The organism is Paenibacillus sp. BIC5C1, from assembly GCF_032399705.1.
Lineage (GTDB): Bacteria > Bacillota > Bacilli > Paenibacillales > Paenibacillaceae > Paenibacillus > Paenibacillus taichungensis_A.
Genome location: NZ_CP135922.1, coordinates 6,342,027 through 6,361,490, shown reverse-complemented (window position 1 = coordinate 6,361,490; position 19,464 = coordinate 6,342,027). Strand labels below are relative to the sequence as shown.

19 protein-coding genes are annotated in these 19,464 nt (G+C 36.5%); 17 read left to right on the top strand and 2 right to left on the bottom strand.

Annotated elements, in window-relative coordinates:
- Window positions 1–15: 15 nt before the first annotated feature.
- From flgK to RS891_RS28580, 10 genes are all read left to right on the top strand, one after another.
- Window positions 16–1,578 carry a flagellar hook-associated protein FlgK gene (flgK, locus tag RS891_RS28625; protein WP_315793804.1) on the top strand — a complete coding sequence of 521 codons (1,563 nt, stop codon included), beginning with the start codon at window positions 16–18 and terminating at the stop codon, window positions 1,576–1,578.
- Window positions 1,579–1,600: 22 nt separating this feature from the next.
- Window positions 1,601–2,509: a flagellar hook-associated protein FlgL gene (gene flgL / locus RS891_RS28620; protein WP_315793803.1), complete on the top strand. Its 909-nt coding sequence runs from the start codon at window positions 1,601–1,603 to the stop codon at window positions 2,507–2,509.
- Window positions 2,510–2,587: 78 nt separating this feature from the next.
- Window positions 2,588–3,028: a flagellar assembly protein FliW gene (locus tag RS891_RS28615; protein ID WP_315793802.1), complete on the top strand. Its 441-nt coding sequence runs from the start codon at window positions 2,588–2,590 to the stop codon at window positions 3,026–3,028.
- Window positions 3,028–3,264 (top strand): carbon storage regulator CsrA, encoded by a 237-nt coding sequence (gene csrA / locus RS891_RS28610; RefSeq protein ID WP_315793801.1) that lies wholly within the window; start codon window positions 3,028–3,030, stop codon window positions 3,262–3,264. Before RS891_RS28615 ends, csrA begins: the two co-directional genes overlap by 1 nt.
- A 145-nt stretch (window positions 3,265–3,409) precedes the next feature.
- Window positions 3,410–4,180, top strand: coding sequence for a flagellin N-terminal helical domain-containing protein (locus RS891_RS28605; protein ID WP_315793800.1), 771 nt, complete (start codon window positions 3,410–3,412; stop codon window positions 4,178–4,180).
- A 136-nt stretch (window positions 4,181–4,316) separates the two neighbouring features.
- Complete coding sequence (locus RS891_RS28600) at window positions 4,317–4,679, top strand: flagellar protein FlaG (RefSeq protein ID WP_315793799.1); 363 nt, start codon at window positions 4,317–4,319, stop codon at window positions 4,677–4,679.
- A 13-nt stretch (window positions 4,680–4,692) separates the two neighbouring features.
- On the top strand, window positions 4,693–6,144 hold the full coding sequence (fliD, locus tag RS891_RS28595) for a flagellar filament capping protein FliD (protein WP_315793798.1): 1,452 nt from the start codon (window positions 4,693–4,695) through the stop codon (window positions 6,142–6,144).
- Window positions 6,145–6,170: 26 nt separating this feature from the next.
- Window positions 6,171–6,548 (top strand): flagellar export chaperone FliS, encoded by a 378-nt coding sequence (fliS, locus tag RS891_RS28590; RefSeq protein ID WP_315793797.1) that lies wholly within the window; start codon window positions 6,171–6,173, stop codon window positions 6,546–6,548.
- Window positions 6,548–6,886, top strand: coding sequence for a hypothetical protein (locus RS891_RS28585; RefSeq protein ID WP_315793796.1), 339 nt, complete (start codon window positions 6,548–6,550; stop codon window positions 6,884–6,886). The genes fliS and RS891_RS28585 overlap by 1 nt, the downstream gene beginning before the upstream one ends.
- Window positions 6,887–6,903: 17 nt before the next feature.
- On the top strand, window positions 6,904–8,880 hold the full coding sequence (locus tag RS891_RS28580; protein ID WP_315793795.1) for a glycosyltransferase: 1,977 nt from the start codon (window positions 6,904–6,906) through the stop codon (window positions 8,878–8,880).
- Between the two features lie 854 nt (window positions 8,881–9,734).
- Here the strand turns inward: RS891_RS28580 and tagD are convergent.
- A complete protein-coding gene (gene tagD / locus RS891_RS28575; RefSeq protein ID WP_315793794.1) occupies window positions 9,735–10,130 on the bottom strand; it encodes a glycerol-3-phosphate cytidylyltransferase in 396 nt (131 codons plus the stop codon).
- A gap of 15 nt (window positions 10,131–10,145) precedes the next feature.
- Window positions 10,146–11,639 (bottom strand): CDP-glycerol glycerophosphotransferase family protein, encoded by a 1,494-nt coding sequence (locus RS891_RS28570; protein WP_315793793.1) that lies wholly within the window; start codon window positions 11,637–11,639, stop codon window positions 10,146–10,148.
- Between the two features lie 198 nt (window positions 11,640–11,837).
- On the opposite strand from RS891_RS28570, the gene RS891_RS28565 reads away from it, so the two are divergent.
- From RS891_RS28565 to hpf, 7 genes are all read left to right on the top strand, one after another.
- The gene (locus tag RS891_RS28565) at window positions 11,838–13,292 is read left to right on the top strand and encodes a CDP-glycerol glycerophosphotransferase family protein (protein WP_315793792.1); all 1,455 of its coding nucleotides are present in this window, start codon (window positions 11,838–11,840) and stop codon (window positions 13,290–13,292) included.
- A 16-nt stretch (window positions 13,293–13,308) separates the two neighbouring features.
- Window positions 13,309–14,853: a CDP-glycerol glycerophosphotransferase family protein gene (locus RS891_RS28560; RefSeq protein WP_315793791.1), complete on the top strand. Its 1,545-nt coding sequence runs from the start codon at window positions 13,309–13,311 to the stop codon at window positions 14,851–14,853.
- A gap of 154 nt (window positions 14,854–15,007) precedes the next feature.
- On the top strand, window positions 15,008–15,595 hold the full coding sequence (locus RS891_RS28555) for a YqiA/YcfP family alpha/beta fold hydrolase (RefSeq protein WP_315793790.1): 588 nt from the start codon (window positions 15,008–15,010) through the stop codon (window positions 15,593–15,595).
- Complete coding sequence (locus RS891_RS28550) at window positions 15,592–16,662, top strand: glycosyltransferase family 2 protein (RefSeq protein WP_315793789.1); 1,071 nt, start codon at window positions 15,592–15,594, stop codon at window positions 16,660–16,662. Before RS891_RS28555 ends, RS891_RS28550 begins: the two co-directional genes overlap by 4 nt.
- Window positions 16,663–16,666: 4 nt before the next feature.
- The gene (locus RS891_RS28545) at window positions 16,667–17,494 is read left to right on the top strand and encodes a glycosyltransferase family 2 protein (RefSeq protein ID WP_315793788.1); all 828 of its coding nucleotides are present in this window, start codon (window positions 16,667–16,669) and stop codon (window positions 17,492–17,494) included.
- Between the two features lie 355 nt (window positions 17,495–17,849).
- Window positions 17,850–18,047 (top strand): cold shock domain-containing protein, encoded by a 198-nt coding sequence (locus RS891_RS28540; protein ID WP_024631599.1) that lies wholly within the window; start codon window positions 17,850–17,852, stop codon window positions 18,045–18,047.
- Window positions 18,048–18,464: 417 nt separating this feature from the next.
- Complete coding sequence (gene hpf / locus RS891_RS28535; RefSeq protein ID WP_072733587.1) at window positions 18,465–19,028, top strand: ribosome hibernation-promoting factor, HPF/YfiA family; 564 nt, start codon at window positions 18,465–18,467, stop codon at window positions 19,026–19,028.
- Window positions 19,029–19,464: the final 436 nt, after the last annotated feature.

Genomic DNA, 19,464 nt, shown 5'->3' with positions numbered 1-19,464 from the left:
TGGGGGAAAAATAATATGGCTTCAACATTTCATTCAATTGAAACGGCCAAACGCAGTCTGATCACACAAACGGCCGCTTTGAACACAACAGGACATAACGTTGCCAATGCGAATACACCAGGTTATTCACGACAAGTTGTCAACATGACGGCAGCAGATCCAATTGATGCAGTGGCATTTTACCGTACAACAGCACCAGGTCAGCTTGGAACGGGTGTGGAGTTCAACTCAATTATGCGTGTTCGTGAATCTTTTTTGGACGGGCAATTCCGTAATGAGAACACCTCACTTGGAGGATGGACCATTCGTAATAGTACACTTGAAAAGCTTGAAACCATCATGAATGAGCCTTCGGATACGGGTATTCGCACAGTGCTGAATAACTTCTGGAACTCTTGGTCCGATCTTAGTCAAGATCCACAGGATGTTACAAACCGCAAAATTGTGAAAGAGACAACTTTGGCGTTAACAGATGGTTTAAATCAAATCAGTCTTCAATTGGATGCACTGACTAGTGATTTGACCAATAACGTTTCGTTAAAAACCACTGAGATCAACTCATATCTGCAGTCCATAGCGGATCTGAACAACAACATTGTAAAAGTGGAGCAACTGGGCGACAATGCCAATGATTTGCGGGACCAACGTGATTATGCCGTTGACCAGCTCTCCAAGATTGCAGGCGTTCAGATAACAGAACTGGATAGTGGCTACCAGGTAACGATTGCAGGCCAAGTAGCAGTCACTGGAGCTGCGGTGGTTCCTGTCACGGCTGATATTCTAGAGAATGCCTATCAAGCGGGGACTTTAACTGGCGGCGAAGTCTACGGAATGATTCATTCTCGTGATCAATATGTAGCAGACTATCGTAATCAAATCAATCAACTGGCGAATACGCTCGCAACCGGGGATATTGAGATTACCATTCCTGCTGGATCCGTACTGCCTAGCGGCACGGTTTTCAACAATGTGACCTATTCAGATGCCAATAACAATAGAACGTTGACGTCAGATTTGAAAGTGACGGTTCAAGGGATTAATGGGCTTCATAAACTGGGTTATACGCTTAGTGGGAGTACACCAACTGCGGGCGGGGACTTTTTTACAACCAAAGACGGTTCAGGAACGATCACGGCTGGAAATATTACATTAAGTAAAGATATCCAAAATGATCCGAATAACATCGCGACGTCGATGCGTACGACCGGAACAGGTACAAGTGAGAGTGTAGTACTAGGAAATAACAGCTTGGCGCTAGCTTTGGCTGGTTTAAAAGATGTTAAGTTTGATTTTGGTTCAGGGCTGTCCAAACCGACTACAGTAGATGACTTTTTTGGCGCAATTGTAGGCCAGTTAGGTGTTCAAACTCAAGAGGCTAACCGTCAAGCGCAGAATGCCCAGCTTCTCACAGAACAGGTTGACCTGAATCGTCAATCGGTTAGTGGAGTATCCCTTGATGAAGAAATGAGCAATTTGATTAAGTTTCAGCATGCTTACAGTGCCGCTGCCCGCTTCATGACTGCATACGATGAACTGCTAAACAAACTAATTAACAGCACCGGTGTAGTCGGTCGCTAAGACATAGGAAGGGGTAACCAATATGGCTATTCGCGTAACCTCAGGCATGATGAGCACTCAAATGCTCAGCAACCTGAACCGAAACCTGAATCGTATGGATACGATGTCCAACCAAATTTCCAGCGGTCGCAAAATTAATAAACCTTCTGATGATCCTGTTGGTGTGACTTATGCGCTTAGATATCGTGCTGAGTTAGCATCTAACGAACAGTACCAATCCAACACGGATGCGGCTGTTAGCTGGCTGGATGCAACAGATACCACGATGCAACAATCAGGGAATGTCATGCAAAGACTCAAAGAGCTAACTGTTCAAGGTTCAAGTGGGACGGTACCCCAATCAGGGCTTGATGCAATTAAACTTGAGGTTGAAGAGTTGCAAAAACAAATGATTAATATCGGGAATAGCCAAATACGGGGCAAATATATTTTTAACGGACAAAATTATGATAAGGCTCCCTATGAGTTATCTGGTTCCATTACACAATACTCTCAGATTAACACCGATGATAAACCTGTAAATTATTCTATTGGAGATCAGTCTATTTTTCAGATTAACACGCCAGGTTCTGATTATTTTGGTAGTTCTACTGAAGATGACAATGTATTTAAGATTATGGACGATTTAGTCAATGCTCTGAATTCTGGAGATTATGAAGCTGTTGGTAGCCAATCAGATAAAATAGAGTCACGATCGATAAAGATGCAGTCTTGTATTTCAGAGGTGGGAGCTCGAACTAATCGGGTTGAATTAGTTCAAGCGAGATTAACCGACTACAATCTGAACTTAACATCATTGCAATCAAAAACAGAGGATGCAGATATAGCAAGTTTGATGATTCAAGCAACGTCTGCTCAAACAATCTATGAAGCTGCTCTTAAATCTTCGGCTCAGATTATGCAGCCTTCATTAATGGACTTTATGAGATAAACATAACTTGAATACTATGATAAGCTATGGACATTAGCAGTCCGTAGCTTTATTAATTATATAGGGAGGATTTCTAAAGTGGAAACAGATCAAACTAACCAGATGAAAAGTGAAGAAAAGAGTTACGTATTTCCAAAGGGGATACCTGGATTTGAAAAGCATCAGAATTTTTTTTTGAAGCGTCAGAATGACATATTTAATTTATTTCAATCAGCGAGTCAGCCTGATGTGGCTTTTATTACAATTAATCCATTTGATCTATACCCCGGTTATGAATTCGAACTCTCACAAGAAGCCAAAGAAGATATTGATGTGACAACTAGAGAGCAGTTGTTTGTTCAATGTATCGTGACATGGCATAGCAATCTTAAGAATGTTACAGTTAATCTGCTTGCGCCGATTATATTTAATTCATTTAATCATACTGGGAAGCAAGTCATATTGCAGAATACCCAATATTCCACTAAACATGCCCCTTGGGCAGAAGACGATCTGGATAGAAAGGATGGAGATCTCTGATGCTTGTACTAGCTAGGAAAAAAGGAGAATCCGTTATCATTGATAACAATATTGTTGTCACTGTCTTATCGGTAGAAGGAGACAATGTGAAAATAGGTATCTCTGCTCCCAAAGAGATTGATATATACCGTAAAGAAGTATTCGACTCGATTGGTCAAAATAATAAAAACGCGGTAATGGACTTAGCCACTGTCCGGGCAGCATTGGAACAGTTAAATAATAATAGTCAGAAGTGAAAAAAAAGTTTGAAATACTATTAACAATTCTTGGACAGTAGTCGATATATATTATAGAGCGGTAATTCTTCAGGGCGGCCGACCTGTGAAGACGCTAATACCACAAGGATGTGGGAATCAAACCATTTCAGGGAGGAAATATCAAATGATTATCAACCATAACGTACCAGCGTTGAACACGCACCGTAACATGACGCTTAACACAAGTGCTGCAAGCAAAAACATGGAGAAGTTGTCTTCCGGTCTGCGTATCAACCGCGCGGCTGACGATGCAGCGGGTCTCTCCATCTCCGAGTCCATGCGTGGACAAATTCGTGGTCTGGAGCAAGCACAACGTAATGCTCAAGACGGAATCTCGTTTGTACAAACGGCTGAGGGCGCAATGAACGAAGTATCCTCCATGCTAACTCGTATGAAAGAATTGAACGTACAAAAATCAAGCGGAACTTACAGCTCTAACGATAAAAACAACATCAACCAAGAGTTGAAAGAGCTGGGTGCGCAAATTGATAACATCATGACTAAAACAACGTTTAACGGAATCAGCATCACTAAAGGTGCAACAATTACTGTTAACGATAAAGCAACAGGTTCTATCACAATTGGTACTATCTCTACTACAAGTTTCAAAGGTTTGGGTTCAAACACTAGTCTCTCTTCCGTTGAAACAGCAATTAACAGTGTTTCCACAGAACGTGCGAAACTGGGTGCTGTTCAAAACCGTTTGGAGTATACGTCCAACAACTTGGGTACAACTGTTGAAAACCTGACTGCTGCTGAGTCTCGCGTTCGTGATACAGATATGGCTAAGGAAATGGTTCAGTTGTCCAAAAACAACATCTTGCTGCAAGCTTCCCAATCGATGCTGGCACAAGCAAACTCCGCTCCACAAGGTGTTCTGTCTGTCCTTCGTTAATATTAAAAAATTTCAAATTAGAGAGGCCTTGTTTTCAAGGCTTCTTTTTTTTATCTCTTCATTTCAGAAGAAATCTATCCGATATACATAGTAAGATCTTCATTTGAATCGTCAAAAAAGTTCGGGAGGGAATTGCGTGGAACATAGAGTCCAAGGAACTTCAGGAACGCTGGGTGCTCTCAGATCACTATCAACAAGAACATCACCAGAGGAAACAGCCGAATTACTTATTCAGAACAATACAATAGCTAAGGAAAGATTGAGTTTATCTAGTGAGGAAGAGAAAGCGATTGATCAGCTGGAAGTAGCAACAAGAGCTCTTCAAGGGCCTGAAAAGACCTATGAAATTTCAGTGCATGAAGAGACTAACTCAATCATGGTTAAAATTAAAAACAAAGCAACAGGGGAACTTATTAGGGAAATACCCAAAGAAAAACTACTTGACGTCGCGGCCAGTCTCATGGAACTTAGTGGTTTGATTATCGATAAGAAGGCATAATGGAGGGGATTAAATGAGAATTAGCGGCTTAGCTTCGGGTCTCGATATTGATGCAATGGTTAAACAGTTAATGACTGCAGAAAAAGCACCTTTGGATAAAATCAATCAACAGAAAACACAGGCTGAGTGGAAACGGGATAATTACCGTACAATTAGTACGAAATTGGTGAGCTTTAATGAAAAGCTATCTAATTTAAATTTAAGTAAAAATATAGATTCTAAACAAGCTGTGGTTACTGGAGCAACCGGTGTACTTACCGCTACTGCAACGGGTGCTGCTGCCAACTCTGTATTAAATGTGAGTGTCAAAAATCTGGCTTCATCCTCAAATGTTATATACCAAGGTACGGCAGGCGCTACAAAAATGTCTGATTTGTATTCTGGAGCAGAGACAAGCGTTACAATTGGAAAAGCAACGATAAGCTTTAGAGGAGACGATACCATTGAATCATTTGTTAAGAAAATTAACAGTAATAAAGACTCTGGTGTAACGGCAGTATATAACTCCGCAACAGGAGGGATGTCTCTAACTAACAGAGATACAGGTAATAAAGATATAGAGTTAAGTGGTGAGTTGTTCACGAGTAATACTAATTTTACAACTGCTGGGGTTAATAAAGGTGTTGATGCCACAGTAGTTATCAACGGACTGGAAACAAAGCAAACTTCTAATCGCTTTACTGTAAATGGTGTAGAAATCTCGTTGACAGGAGTCACTCCTACTGGACAGACTAATCAAATTGAAGTTACACAAAACACTGATGCGATAATCGATACAATAAAATCTTTTGTTGATTTTTATAATGAAACAATCGCATTAATGAACCAAAAAACAAATGAAGAGCGATATAGAACATATCTGCCTTTAAGCACAGAACAAAAAGCAGATATGAAGGATAGCGAAATTGAATTGTGGGAAAGCAAAGCGAAAAGTGGATTGTTAAAAAATGACTCAATTCTTAATAAGTCGTTAAGTGATATGCGTACCGCTATGATTTCTGAATTTAACTTTGGGGGAACCAAGTTAAACATTACTCAGTTTGGTATAACTACGGGCAGTTATAGTGAAAAGGGTAAACTCGTTCTTGATGAAGATAAGTTGCGGACAGCGTTAGAATCCAACCCTGAACAAGTTACTGCCTTGTTTAGCCAAGTGGACAGTTCTACCAAAGGGGTAACCAATAATGATGGATTATTCAATAGGATAAAAAAAATAAACGCAACAGCTCTTGAAAGTTTATCTGAAAAAGCCGGTACATCTAAGATTAGTAGTGATTTAACAACAGCATTCTTACCACAAAGCCAAATGGGTAATCAATTGACAGCTTATGAGCGTAGAATTACTGAGTTGCAGGCTCGCTTAACTCGTAAAGAGAATCAATATTATAAACAATTTACTGCCATGGAGACAGCAATGAATAAGTATAACAGTACTTCTTCAAGCCTCTCTAGTATGTTAGGCTAATTTTAAGTATTAAGGAGTGAAACCAATTGATTAATTCCCCTCTTCAAAAATATCAACAAAATCAATTTCAAACTTCACCAGCACAACTTTTATTAATGTTATACGATGGCGCAATTCGTTTTGTGAAATTAGGGGTTTCTGCTATAGAAGAATCTAATTTTGAGAAAACAAACACTAATCTATGTAAAGCTCAAGCAGTTATTCATGAATTGATAGCTGCGTTAAACTATGACTATCCTGTTGCCAAAACGTTGTATTCAGTGTATGAGTACATGATTCACTGTCTAATTCAAGCTAATCTCAAAAAAGATGTTAAACCAGCACAAGAGGCACTTTCCCATCTAACTGAACTCCGGGAAGCTTGGGAGATTGCTAGTAAAAGTATCAATGGGACAGCTAACTGATGCAGTCGTCAGGAGAATATATTAATCAGTTATTTGATATGACAATACGTATAGTTGATCAGATTGATGATATCGAATACGAAGAATTAACTTCTTTTGTAGATCAAAGAGAATCCCTAGTTGGGTTAATTATGTCGAATAATTCAAAACTTGATGAATTCGATAAAAATAAAGTCAAGCAGCTCATGAAATATGACGATGTTTTCTTGAATAAAATGCTGAGTCTTAAAAATGAGGCAGCTAGTTGGTTGAACAAACAAGGTTCTATTCGGGTGCAGAAGAATGCTTACAGCTCCAATTATGCGTCCGATAGTTTGTTTTTTGATAGGAAAAACTGAATGAAGGTTGGGAAACAATGAAGCTGTTGAGTATTTGCATGATTGTCAAGGATGAGGAAAGGGTACTTGAACGTTGTCTAAGTAGTGTACAAGATCTCGCCGATGAGATTATCATTGTGGATACAGGATCGACAGATAAGACAAAGGAAATTGCCAAGAAGTATACGGATAAAATATATGATTTTAAGTGGTGTAATGATTTTTCAAAAGCGCGCAATAAATCGCTTCTCCATGCTACAGGAAAGTGGATTCTTGTGATGGATGCTGACGAATATATATCAGAAGAAGAACATCAGGATTGGAGAAATTTCCTGCAAACAGAGGAACTGTTTCCACATCTGGCTTATACTCTTCCAGTGATAAATTTTACGGGTGAGAAAGAGTACGACGATGAGATTACCACTGCACCTGTTACGAGACTATTTCCGAACAACGTGGGTATTACGTTCGAACGTCCAATCCATGAACAGTTGACCAGAGGGCTGCAAGGTGAATTGTATCATAAGTCAATAAGTCTTCATATTTATCATACAGGCTATCAAGTGAGTCGGATTGTAGAAAAAAACAAACATGAGCGGAATATGGGGATTTTTAATCAAATGATAGCGGATCAGGAACTTTCCTCCTATGATTGGTATACATTAGGCAACCAGCACCGTTATGCAAAAGATGAACTAATGGCCATAGAATGCTATGAAAAAGCTCTGATTGATACACAACAGAATGAAGCATGGTACCCACATTGCTTGATGGGACTCGTAAGCTTGGATTACAGTCAGAATCAACTTAAACGCTCATGGGAATTAATTGAGAAGTATTTAATCAAGTATAATGAATATCCCGAGTATTACACCGTTAAAGGAATTCATTATGAAACTCTGGGTTTCTTTCAAGAAGCAGAGCAACAATACCTGAGAGCCATCGGTATAGCTGAAAAAAGGGCGCAAGAAAATCGGGAGATCTGGTTGATTGATCCAATGTACAGTTTTGATTCTCCAGTTCAGCAACTGATTGGGTTATATTTTCGTCTTAATGACAATCAAAATGCAATATACTGGATGTCTAAACAGCTAAATAAGAATAATAAAAATCCAGGACATTTGGTCAAAATGATGGAATGGTTAACACAGAATGAAGACGAAGAATCGGTCATCCGTTTCTTTGAGCAATTATACACTTCTCCAACTGATAAAGAGTATCTCCTGTTATTTAAAGTTTCGTTGGTTATAGGTAATAGGAAACTGGTAAGTCACTATAAGAATTTAGTACCCACATATACGAAACTAAGTCTCCCGGATCAATTAAAGTTATCGGCAGTGAATGAGGATTTTGCGGCAATGCATGTATTGCTAGACAATATCACTACGATAACAGGAGATGAGCAATTAGTAGTGCTTCAGGTGATCATTGCGACGCTTTTATCAAATGACTGCTCATTACTGGATAAGCTTTCGGAAAAAATTGAAAATGAAAAAATAATATCCGTTTTTAAGGTGATCATTAGGGTCATTGAACAGAATGAGATCAGTGACGACATGGTAATTGAGACAGACTTGTTTTTTGCTATAGCTAGGCAACTTTATCTGATGCAAGAGTTTGAAATTTATGACCAAGTGGTTAATGGATTGAATAATAGTGATTTAATTAACAGATTAGCAAATTACTTTTATGATGTGAATCGAGTAGAACTGGCGATGAATTATTATTCAGCGCTGCTAAGTCGAAATGAATTGAATGGGACGAGCTTGGAAAACCTTGGCTACTATCATGCGAATCAAGATTACAGAGATGATGCTTTTGAATTCCTTAATGGTGCTCTTCAAGATGAACCTGGAAAAAGGCATATTTATAAATCATTGATTGATATGGCATCGAATCAATTTAAAAAGAAAATAATCGCTGATTTTGAACGTAATTTCCCTGATTTCAATGAGATATCATTTGTTAAAGAGTTTTTTGCCAATGAATTAAAGATGTTAAAGTATACAGTTTAACAAAAAAACGAATGGTAACAAGTTTTAATATAGTCATAGCTCCGTCAAGAAGATAATAAAAAAAGGAATTTCATTAAGCGGCGACTTTTTCCCGGAATCCAGTCTGGAAGAGGTCGCCGAATTTGTTTTGGAAAGGTTCCTTGTTGTAAAACAAAATATACTCCGTAATTTGGTTCTTTACTTGCTCCAGATTTTAAGGCTTTTTCAAATACAACTTCTGCGTCTTTAAGTGGGGAAACAACGACTCAATACATGCATTGTCATAGGAGTTCCCGCGTCAAGAATGACTTCCTATTAGCTTCTTCTCTTCAGGCTTTTTGTTGTATACTGAACCCCCTGGTTCAAATGGAACAAGCTAGGGTCAAATTTTAGTTTCTTTACCTTGTCCATAAACGAGTTTTAAGTCATTTCACTCGGAGAGTTCCCAGGCTATATTTCGTTGTGTACAGATCCATCATCACCGAGAGATAAGCAAAATCATGGCCAATCCGGACATACGTAAATCTACACTGCTAAAATGCTTCTTCGTCCAACTTCCCTGGTGATCCTCAAAACTTTCTCTATTTTGGCTTTCCGTATCTAGGTGATAATCGGGCTCTCACTTTTAATCCTAAACTTATCCATGATTCGACTGTACGCCAACTTTCTTCCACTCGCAAACGAACAGCCTCTTTCTTTGTTTCTTCGCTTTATCGATTAAAGGTCTGACCTTTCTTGACTGGCATAACAAAAATCCCCTCCGGTTTTTCAGTGTTGAGTTCATTTTAACATGATCTCTTTTTTCACTGTCTACCTTGAGGGGATAATAGCATGATAAGAGCTAGATACCATTCGTTTTTTGTCGTGGGGCAAATCTAATACGATGTGGACTTTAAAGAACTCTTAATTGATGTAGTGGAGATGTCCGGGGTTCTTGATAAATAAATTATGGTGCATAACGAGGATAATTCGTCAAACTTACCTCTCCAATCGTCCCCCATCACAAATGTATCTACATTCCAATGTAATATATCATTTGTTTTTTGTTCCCAACTATCTTCAGGTAGAACTAAGTCTACATATTTGATTGCTTCTAACATCATTTTTCGTTGTTCATACGTGAAGTATGCACTTTTACCTTTTAAATAATTAAACTCATCAGTAGATAAGACTACTATGAGGTAATCTCCAAGTGCTTTGGCTCGCTGAAGTAAAAGAATGTGACCATAGTGGAGCAAATCAAATGTTCCGTAAGTAATGACTGTTTTCATAATTTTGAGAACTCCTTAGTTCAAATTATTAAGTGTTTTCAATTTATCATTAATAATTTTATTTAATTCTGGTTTTTGGCATTGTTTTAAAGCTTGATGATAATATGAGTGAGCTAATTTTATATCTCCTATGCTTTCATATACATATCCCAAGTTATAGAGCAGATCCTCGTCCCATGGATAATGTTGGTGTCCCTTTAGGAATGATTGAATAGCCTCAGAGCTATCACCGTTCATTAAATGCAACATGCCGTTCATAGCAAAAATATCAGGATCAGCGGGGTTGTCCACTAAATATTCTTGAATAGATTCATTAGCTTGTGCCAGATATCCACTTTCAATCATATTTTGAATAGTATGTTTTATTTTGCCCTGTAGCTCTCTGTGTTCTCTAAGTTTTGTTCTTCTACTATGAATATTATCTAAATTCTCTTCAATATAATGATCGATTTCTGCCCATACCCTACTAGAGGATTGATCATCTTTATGAAAATGGAACAGATTAAGTAGAGTGTTTCGTTCCGCTGCATAGTAATCTTTTTTACTAATGTAGTGTCGGATAGCGTCCTGTAAGGCGGATTGATTATAGACCTTAGGTCCAGGTGTCCAAAAGTCATATGGTTCAAACAACAATCCACGGTTATCTCTATACTCTTTAAGATCGACAGGCGTAAAAATTATAGGACGATTTAACAGCAGATAGTCAATATATACTGAAGAATAATCAGTAATTAACATATCTCCTGCTCCAAGAATATTATATAGATCGAGATTGTGATAAGTTAGGTCCTGATCATTTAAAGTTAAAATGTTTTTCGATCGGATATCAGACAATTCTTTTTGGAAATATTGTTCTTCAAAAGGATGCAGCTTAATTATTAATTTTAGATTATTTTCTTTTAAGAAAGACTGCAATTGATCTTTGTTATATTCAGATAAACCAAATAAATTTTGGGTATTCTTGGAACCTTCTGATTTGTCTGGGTTGATAATTGATTTTCGGAACGTCGGCATAAAAAAGATTATTTTATCTTGCTTACTGATATTTGGAAACAGCTTTATAAGGATATCTTTGTCTACACATGATAGTAATGCATCGTTTCTAGGTGCCCCTGTGATGCGATATTTAGCAATATTCGCCCCATTACAAGCATTCATAGCTGTATTATATAGTGCTGAATAAGACATGATCATATCTACTTTGGACCAATGATTATGGATACTATTATCAGAAATAGCTTCATTTTTATCCATTTTGGCCATACCCTTTAGTGGAAAACCATGCCAGAGATCAATATTAATTTTTTCATAATTAGAAAAGTACTCCCCATGAGTTGTAATGTAAACATCGCAATTATCTAGATGACGATTGTAAAGAACTTGTTTACGAGTAAGTAGCTCGATATCGTATTTCTCAAGAAGTTTACTGTCAGCATTTTGGAAGAGGTGAAAGTTATTTGACCCTGAAGAAGATAAATGAAACAGTACAATTTTTATTTTATTATCCATACCTTTAACCCTCCTCATTGTAAAGTTGTTTCTATAAAGTTTATCGGTTTATAAGTCTTTATAATAAATAGGAGGATAAATGTGGAACACCTCAAAGCAATCATATTTTGATGAAATCCTTTCTTTTTCGATTCCATAAACCGATATTATAGTAGAAGTTAAAAAAATATTATCTTCTAAATAAGAAAGGATATTATCATGTTATATAGACCCAAGGTGTTACTAATTGCAGATGACCTTATCGAATGTAATTCCACAGCGCTTCTTGCCAAAGCTCCAAAATATATTACAGAGAAATTTGAAATTGTATTCAAGCTTAAGAATGAAGTTGATGACATAAACGTAGAAAATTTCGATATTGTTATTAATTCTAACGATGTTTTTCTTCCTACTAAGTATCAAATTAATGTGGAATTTTCAAAAATTCCGTTTGGTCCATCAAAAAGAATGGATAGAAATATCTCTCCGTCGATTGAATATACTAAATTTGAAGATTTATATGTTAGTTGGAGGCATGTAGACATAATTCTCTCAAATTCTGCTGTTAATTCTGTTCTGTTTAATGCTTGTAATGGTGCTACTGCTGAACAATATCAAATTACAGGTATACCATCTAATGACTTCCTATTTGACGAAGTTGTAAACAAGAATAATATACTAGAGACTTTTGGAGTTGTAAAAGATAGGGATTTCAAAGTGATAATGTATTCTTATGATTATACAACACAAAATTTAAATTATAAGGGAATGAAAGGGTTGAATGAACTCTTTCAAGCCATTTTTAATTTTGAAAAATTTGAAATAAATGAGTTATTCAATTTTCTGAAGAAAAATAAATTATTTTTCTTCATTGATATGACCAAAAATAATATTTACATTAGTGAATATAATAAGAATATGTTATTAGAAAATAACATATTCTTGCTGAAAGAAAATGATCTTGTAAAGCGGCATTTATATTTGAGCCAAATTTTAAATGCGATAGATCTTTTAATCTCAGACGTAAATCCAAGCTGTTTGAATTACTTTTTGTTGAATAAACCAGTATTATTTAACGATAATCGACTTTCACATTTAGAGGGTGGTCCTATTCATCCATATCAATTTTGGTCACCTGGATCTAGGTTCAAGTTGTATACCGAAATGGAATCTATGATATTAGCAATATTCGAAAAAAATGATTCATTCGCTGCTGAGCGCAAGAAAATTGTCGATATTGTACATCATCATCAAACAGCAGGCTCCTCAGAAAGAGCCTGGCATATAATAGATCATTTCTGGGAATGTGGAAATACCTCTATTGAGAAGCTTGAGCTCAGCGCAGAACAAAATGATATTAAAATAGCCATAACAGATAGAATTGGATTTTTAATAGAAAATAATAGTTTAGAGGATGCGCAGAATGCAATAGAAGCTTATAAAGAACATTTTGAAATCGATGAAGAATATATAACTATGCAGTCTTTTTTATATTTTAAGTTAGGGGAGTCAAAAAAAGCACTTCAGATTCTTAAAGAAGGTCGACTTAAATTCCCTAACAATTATGACATTTTGTTTAACCTAGGATATATTTCGCAAGAGTTAGGGCAAAAAGAAATGTCAAAATATTATTTTGACATGGCACGACAAAACCAAACAGGGACTGAAATTTAATAAAGGATGATTAAACATGAAAAAATTTAAGCCACGCATTAAACTCATAACTCATTCACAATCGGGATGTAATAATAGAGCTCTGTTTTATGATATGCCTGATTATATTACTAAAAAATATGAAGTGAAACTTATAGAACATGAGATATACACCGAATTTAACGAAGAGGTTGACGATAGTGAGATTGTTGTTACAACCCACTGCTCATACACTCCAAAACAGGGGCAAATTAACGTAGAGTTATGGCATGGGTTTGGGCCAAAAACTTTGAGAGTAATGGAACAAAAAAATCGAACTATCCGAAATTCGTTGGAACATCAATATTTCCATTTTAAGGAATTGAATGCCATGATATCTTTCTCACCTTTTTGCTCCTATATGCTTAATGGTGCATTTTTAGCATCAGGACATGTATATCATGTAACTGGTATGCCAAGAAACGATATGCTTTTACAGGGGAAGAAAAAGTTTGATTGTATTCTTGATCAAGACTTCAGTTCTAAAAAGGTTGTGTTTTATGCTCCAACGTGGAGAGATCAAATATTTAACTTAGAGAAGTCCGACGGATCTAAGGACTGGAGTAATGTTTTTGGTTTCTCTGATTTTGACAAAGTAGGTTTTGGTAAATTCTTAACTGACAACAATATTGTTTTAATTATAAAATTACATCCTTTTGAAGAGGAATTGTTCTCTTCAAAAGTAACTGAATTACTTAGTGATAATATGTATTTGCTAACTAATAAAGTGTTAGAAGAAAAGGATGTTCAATTGTATGAGTTGTTAGGTAGCACGGATATGTTGATGACGGATTACTCTTCTATTTATATTGATTATCTTTTATTGAATAAACCTGTTGTTTTTATTCCTTTGGATTTAAAGGATTATGACGATTCTAGAGGGCTTTGGTTAACTCCTTTTGATTTTTGGGCACCCGGTCCTAAAACTTATACTCAATTAGATCTTGAAGTTCAAATGCTTCGGAGTTTGAAGGAAAATGATTATTATTATAGTCAAAGAAAAGATGTAACCAATTTAATCCACTATTACACAGATGCATCTTCTTCGGAACGAGTGTGGAATATGATTGATGATTTGTGGGAAGGTGATAACCATAACAGAAGCCAGGAGGTAAATGAGGAATCTGCAGAAATTGTTTTATTGAAGAACTCAATAAAAAGCCAAATAAACAACTTATGTGGGGAATTCAAACTAGATGAAGCAGAAGGATTAATAAAAAAACTTGAGAACCAAGTAGGAATCGACGTGGATATTCAAGTTATGAAAGCTTCAATAGCTTATCTAAGACAAGATTTTCAATCGGCTATATGGATATTAAGAGAAGCTAATATACGTTTTGCTAATAATATTGAGATTTTATTTAATCTTGCATTTATGTATAAGTTGGACGGTGACCTAAGAAAATCATTATATTATTTCGAAAAATTACTGAACTGCACAATTCAGGAGCAGGAAAGCAATTTCCAGAATTATTACAATCAAATAAAGGAGAATGCTAATATTCATCTGAGAGAAATAAATATGCTGTTGGGAGCTGATTAGAATAGAATTTGAATTCTTTATAAATACTTTAAATAGAGATCATGTTGGACAATATCTAAAAAATAAGTCTAAAAAAGTGTTCGTAGATTTTTCATCTAGTTCTCATGTCATTTACATTTTTTTTGGCGGAATTAGAAATGGTGTGGGAATTCCTATGTTCGAATTTTATAATATAACTCTAAAATTAGATGCTAAGAAAGTGTTTATAAGAGATATTTATCAATCTTGGTATCATCGAGGACTAGGCACATCTTCAATAAGTAATATTTTGGAATTAAAAGAGTATGTAGAGAAACTAATACAAATTTCAAAATCCAACAAAGTCGTTCTAGTAGGAAATTCTATGGGAGGATATGCAAGTTTATTAATTGGAAGAATGCTTAATTGTAAAGATGTAAAAGTAATCACTTTTAATCCGCAAACTGTTATAGGAGTGGATAATTTTAGTGAGTTTAAAGAGACTCGATGGAATAAAGAGATGAGTAATTTGCAAAATATAGATGATTCAACTTTGTTAAACCTAAATAGTTTTTTTGAAAAAAATAAGAGTAATGGAGGAGAGTATGAGATCCATTACTCTAATTCTGATAAAAAGCATGCTGAAGTTATGAAAGATATACCTGAGGTCAAATTAATAGAATACAAACTTGATAGTACTATAGACGATCATGAGCTCGTTAAGATATTAAAAAATGAGAATCAGTTGCTTGATATATTGAAAAAAGGATTAAATACACTATGAATACTTTATCATTAGTAATGATTGTTAAAAATGAATCGGCAGTATTGAGTAGATGCTTAGAGAGTGTTGTTAAGTTAGTTGATGAGGTTGTAGTTGTTGATACAGGTTCGACTGACAATACTTTACAAATAGCCAGAGAATACAATGCAAAGATTTATAACTACCAGTGGAACAATGATTTTGCTGCTGCTCGAAATTACGCTTTAGAACAATCTACAAGTGACTGGAATCTTGTACTTGATGCAGATGAATTCATATCCAATGATTGTTTAGCAACAATCCAAGAATTTATTCATTCAGCTCCGGAAATTGGTAAAGTTAAGGTGAAGAATCAATTTGAAAGTCAGGGACAAATAAATACTGAAATAAGCTATATTTCAAGGATTTTTCCTAAACAATGCCGGTACATTGGCAAGATACATGAGCAAATACAATCGGATATGAAGAGAGTTATTCTTGCCGTAGAGATCACTCATGATGGTTATCTGAATAAAACTAAAAGTGACCGCAACATTCCTATACTACTTGATTGCATCAAAGAACAGCCACAAGATGCCTACTACCATTACCAGATAGCGAAAGAATACCGAGGATTACAGCAACATAATCAAGCTGTTACTCATTTGAGATTTGCATACCAGTTTATAGACCGCAGGAAAGTTTTTGCACCTCAAGTTATCATAAACTATCTTTATGCAACGATAGCTGCAGGTACTCTGGAAGAAGGTATTTCGGTTATCGAGGATAACTATGAATATCTAGAGGAAAGTGCTGATTTTTTCTTTGTTGCTGCCCTATTTATGCTTGAACTTATCTTGAGTAATCCAGGTAATTACAGCAACAATCTTTTTTTAATAGAGCAATTTTATCAACGAGCACTAACCATTGGAGAAGTTGAAGTTGAAGGTAAGGTTGATGGAACGGGCAGTTATGCAGCGCATCATAATTTGGGTGTCTATTACGAAGTCACTGGTCAGCAAGATCTGGCCAAGCAGCAATATAGTTTTGCAGCGGAGTATAACTATGCTCCTTCTTTAAATAGATTAGCAAATTTGAGAGAGGCATAATATTGTGAGAGAAAGGAAACTTCCTTCAGCCCAAACAAATATTTCTGCTTTCAAAAACAATGAAATTGAAAAGGAGGGATGTATTCCAATGAGCGTATCAGCTGCTATGATTGTGAAAGATTCTGAGCGATGTATCGCACGCTGCCTTGATAGTATTGTGGATGCTGTAGATGAGATTGTAATTGTTGATACAGGATCGGAAGATGCGACAATCGCAATTATTAAAGAATATATACAGAAACATCCTTATATTAAACTTTATCATTATGAATGGATTGATGATTTTGCGGCAGCACGGAACTATTCTTTACAGCAAGTAACTCATGATTGGGTATTCGTAGTTGATTCTGATGATGTATTGCCCGCTACAGAGCAAACTAAAGTACGTTCATATGTTCAGAAGCAAAAAGAGATAGGCCAAGAAGCAGTGTTTGACATCATTTATGATAACACTGTGGCTGGAGAAATCGTGGAAGTGATTCCTGTGGGATATGTGAGGTTGTTTCCATCTCACCTGAGGTACACAGATAGAATTCACGAACAAATTTCCTGCGGAGATATCCCACGTTTAGCAAGTGATATTCATTTACTGCATGATGGGTACGATATTAATATTATTGATCTCAAAGCCAAAAAAAAGCGTAACATTGATTTACTGATTGCAAGTTTACAGAGCAACCAGAATAACGCTAGGCTATGGTTGCATTTAGCCAGAGAGATGTCAATTTTAGATCTTTCTAAGGCTTTGAGGTATCTGGATATTGCAGAGTCGAAGACTAGTAACCCTGATCTTTTGCTTCTTATTCGAAATGAGCGGACATCTTTACAATGATTCACTGACGATTATGTTAGAGATATTCAACCAAATTACTTGAATAATAGGAGCTTTGATATAATAATAGATTGGAATTATAAAAGACTCTAATTCTACGGCTCTTTAGTTTATTAAGCTGAAGTTGAATAGAGTAGATTAATGATTACGACATTGAATCAAACTGTCTTTTACAAAAGTATTCTGACTTCAAACTGATTTTACTAAAATTCCAACATAATTCTACAAAAAAATTCCAAGAAAACATTTACTTTACCAATTGACAATGGATAAGATTAGGTGATATCATCTGAGTTGTGGGCAAGGGTCTTTGACACAACCTCACTTCATTTGATGACGAAGGGAATGTTAGTGCATGCAAGGTAAAGTAAAATGGTTCAACGCAGAAAAAGGTTACGGTTTCATTGAAACTGAAGACGGCGGCGACGTATTCGTACATTTCTCCGCAATTCAATCCGAAGGATTCAAAACTTTGGAAGAAGGTCAATCCGTAGAATTCGACATCGTCGAAGGCGCGCGTGGACCGCAAGCAGCTAACGTAATCAAATTATAATCATCCGGACAATCCGACCTACATATATGGTTAGATGGTTACCAATTGAATTAACGCTAGCATCAGACTCCGGTTTTTCCGGGGTCTTTTTTTGTTTTAATAGATTCGAAATTTGAGAATCAGCCATAAAACATTATTCATATGAATTTGATAGATTCAAGACATAGATTGTATTCATTTTACATAATAGATTGAAGGAGCTCGGAAACGGTTAATTACATCATCAAGCGCCTAATAAGACAATCCATGTTAATTAACGATTATGCCTCAAAATGGTGAAATATCGCGAAATATGGCGGTAAGCCTATGTTGGCTGATGTGGCTTGAACAGATGTCATTATTCGGTCACCGGGAGTTTTTACATGGCGCTTACATTCGTGTTATAATGAAGTGGCAAAGGAAAAGGAGGAGTGCCCTATGAATTTAAGTATTCGAGGTCAACAAATCGAGGTTACCGATGCTTTGAAGGATTATGTCGACAAAAAGTTGAGTAGACTCGAGAAGTATTTCGATGCACCCCTTAACTCTGACGGTGCTGTTACCCTGAGCACGACGAGAGGCTTGCATACAGTAGAGGTGACGATCCCTTTGAAAGGCATTGTGCTCCGCGCCGAGGATGAGAGTGACGATATGTACGCTTCCATTGACTCCGTGGTGGACAAGCTTGAACGTCAGATCCGTAAACACAAAACGAAAATTAACCGTAAGTTCCGTCAGGAAGGCAGCCTGAAAACGCTCTTCGTTGAAGACCCAACAGGTACAGTGGCTACCGCTGAACTGGATACGGAGACCGAAGATGATGACCTAGAAGTGGTGCGGACGAAACGGTTTATGTTGAAACCAATGGACGTGGAAGAGGCTATCCTCCAAATGAACATGGTCGGCCACAATTTCTTCGTATTCTCCAACATTGAGAACGAAGAAGTCAGCGTTGTGTACAAACGGAACGATGGTAAATACGGTCTGATTGAACAAGGTTGAATCAATGAATTGAAATGAAAAATGATTCCTTAATGATAACGAATGAAGACAGGGATGCTTTGGATTCCTGTATTGGATTAAACTAAAAAGAGCCTCCATCCTTTACGGGATGGGGCTCTTTTGTGCGTGGATGGGCTGGGAAAAAGTCGCTGAAGCAAGATTGTGAAACTATTTCCCATGTTACTGCGTCTAATAGATAGTAGGAATGAGGCCAAATCCGTGCAAAGTGAAAGCAAAATTTTCAGTGCTTGCGGAGAAGTCGTTAAAGGTGTATTCTTTTTCTCTATATTGAGATTTTCATCCAAATTTACCACCAAAATTCGTTAACATGCCTTATCTAACTGGAAAATGAAACGATAGAATCAAGGGCTTCCGCTAACGACTATGATTTTTTGCACTTAAACTCCATCTGAGAGGCTTCAGAAGTTCAAAGAAG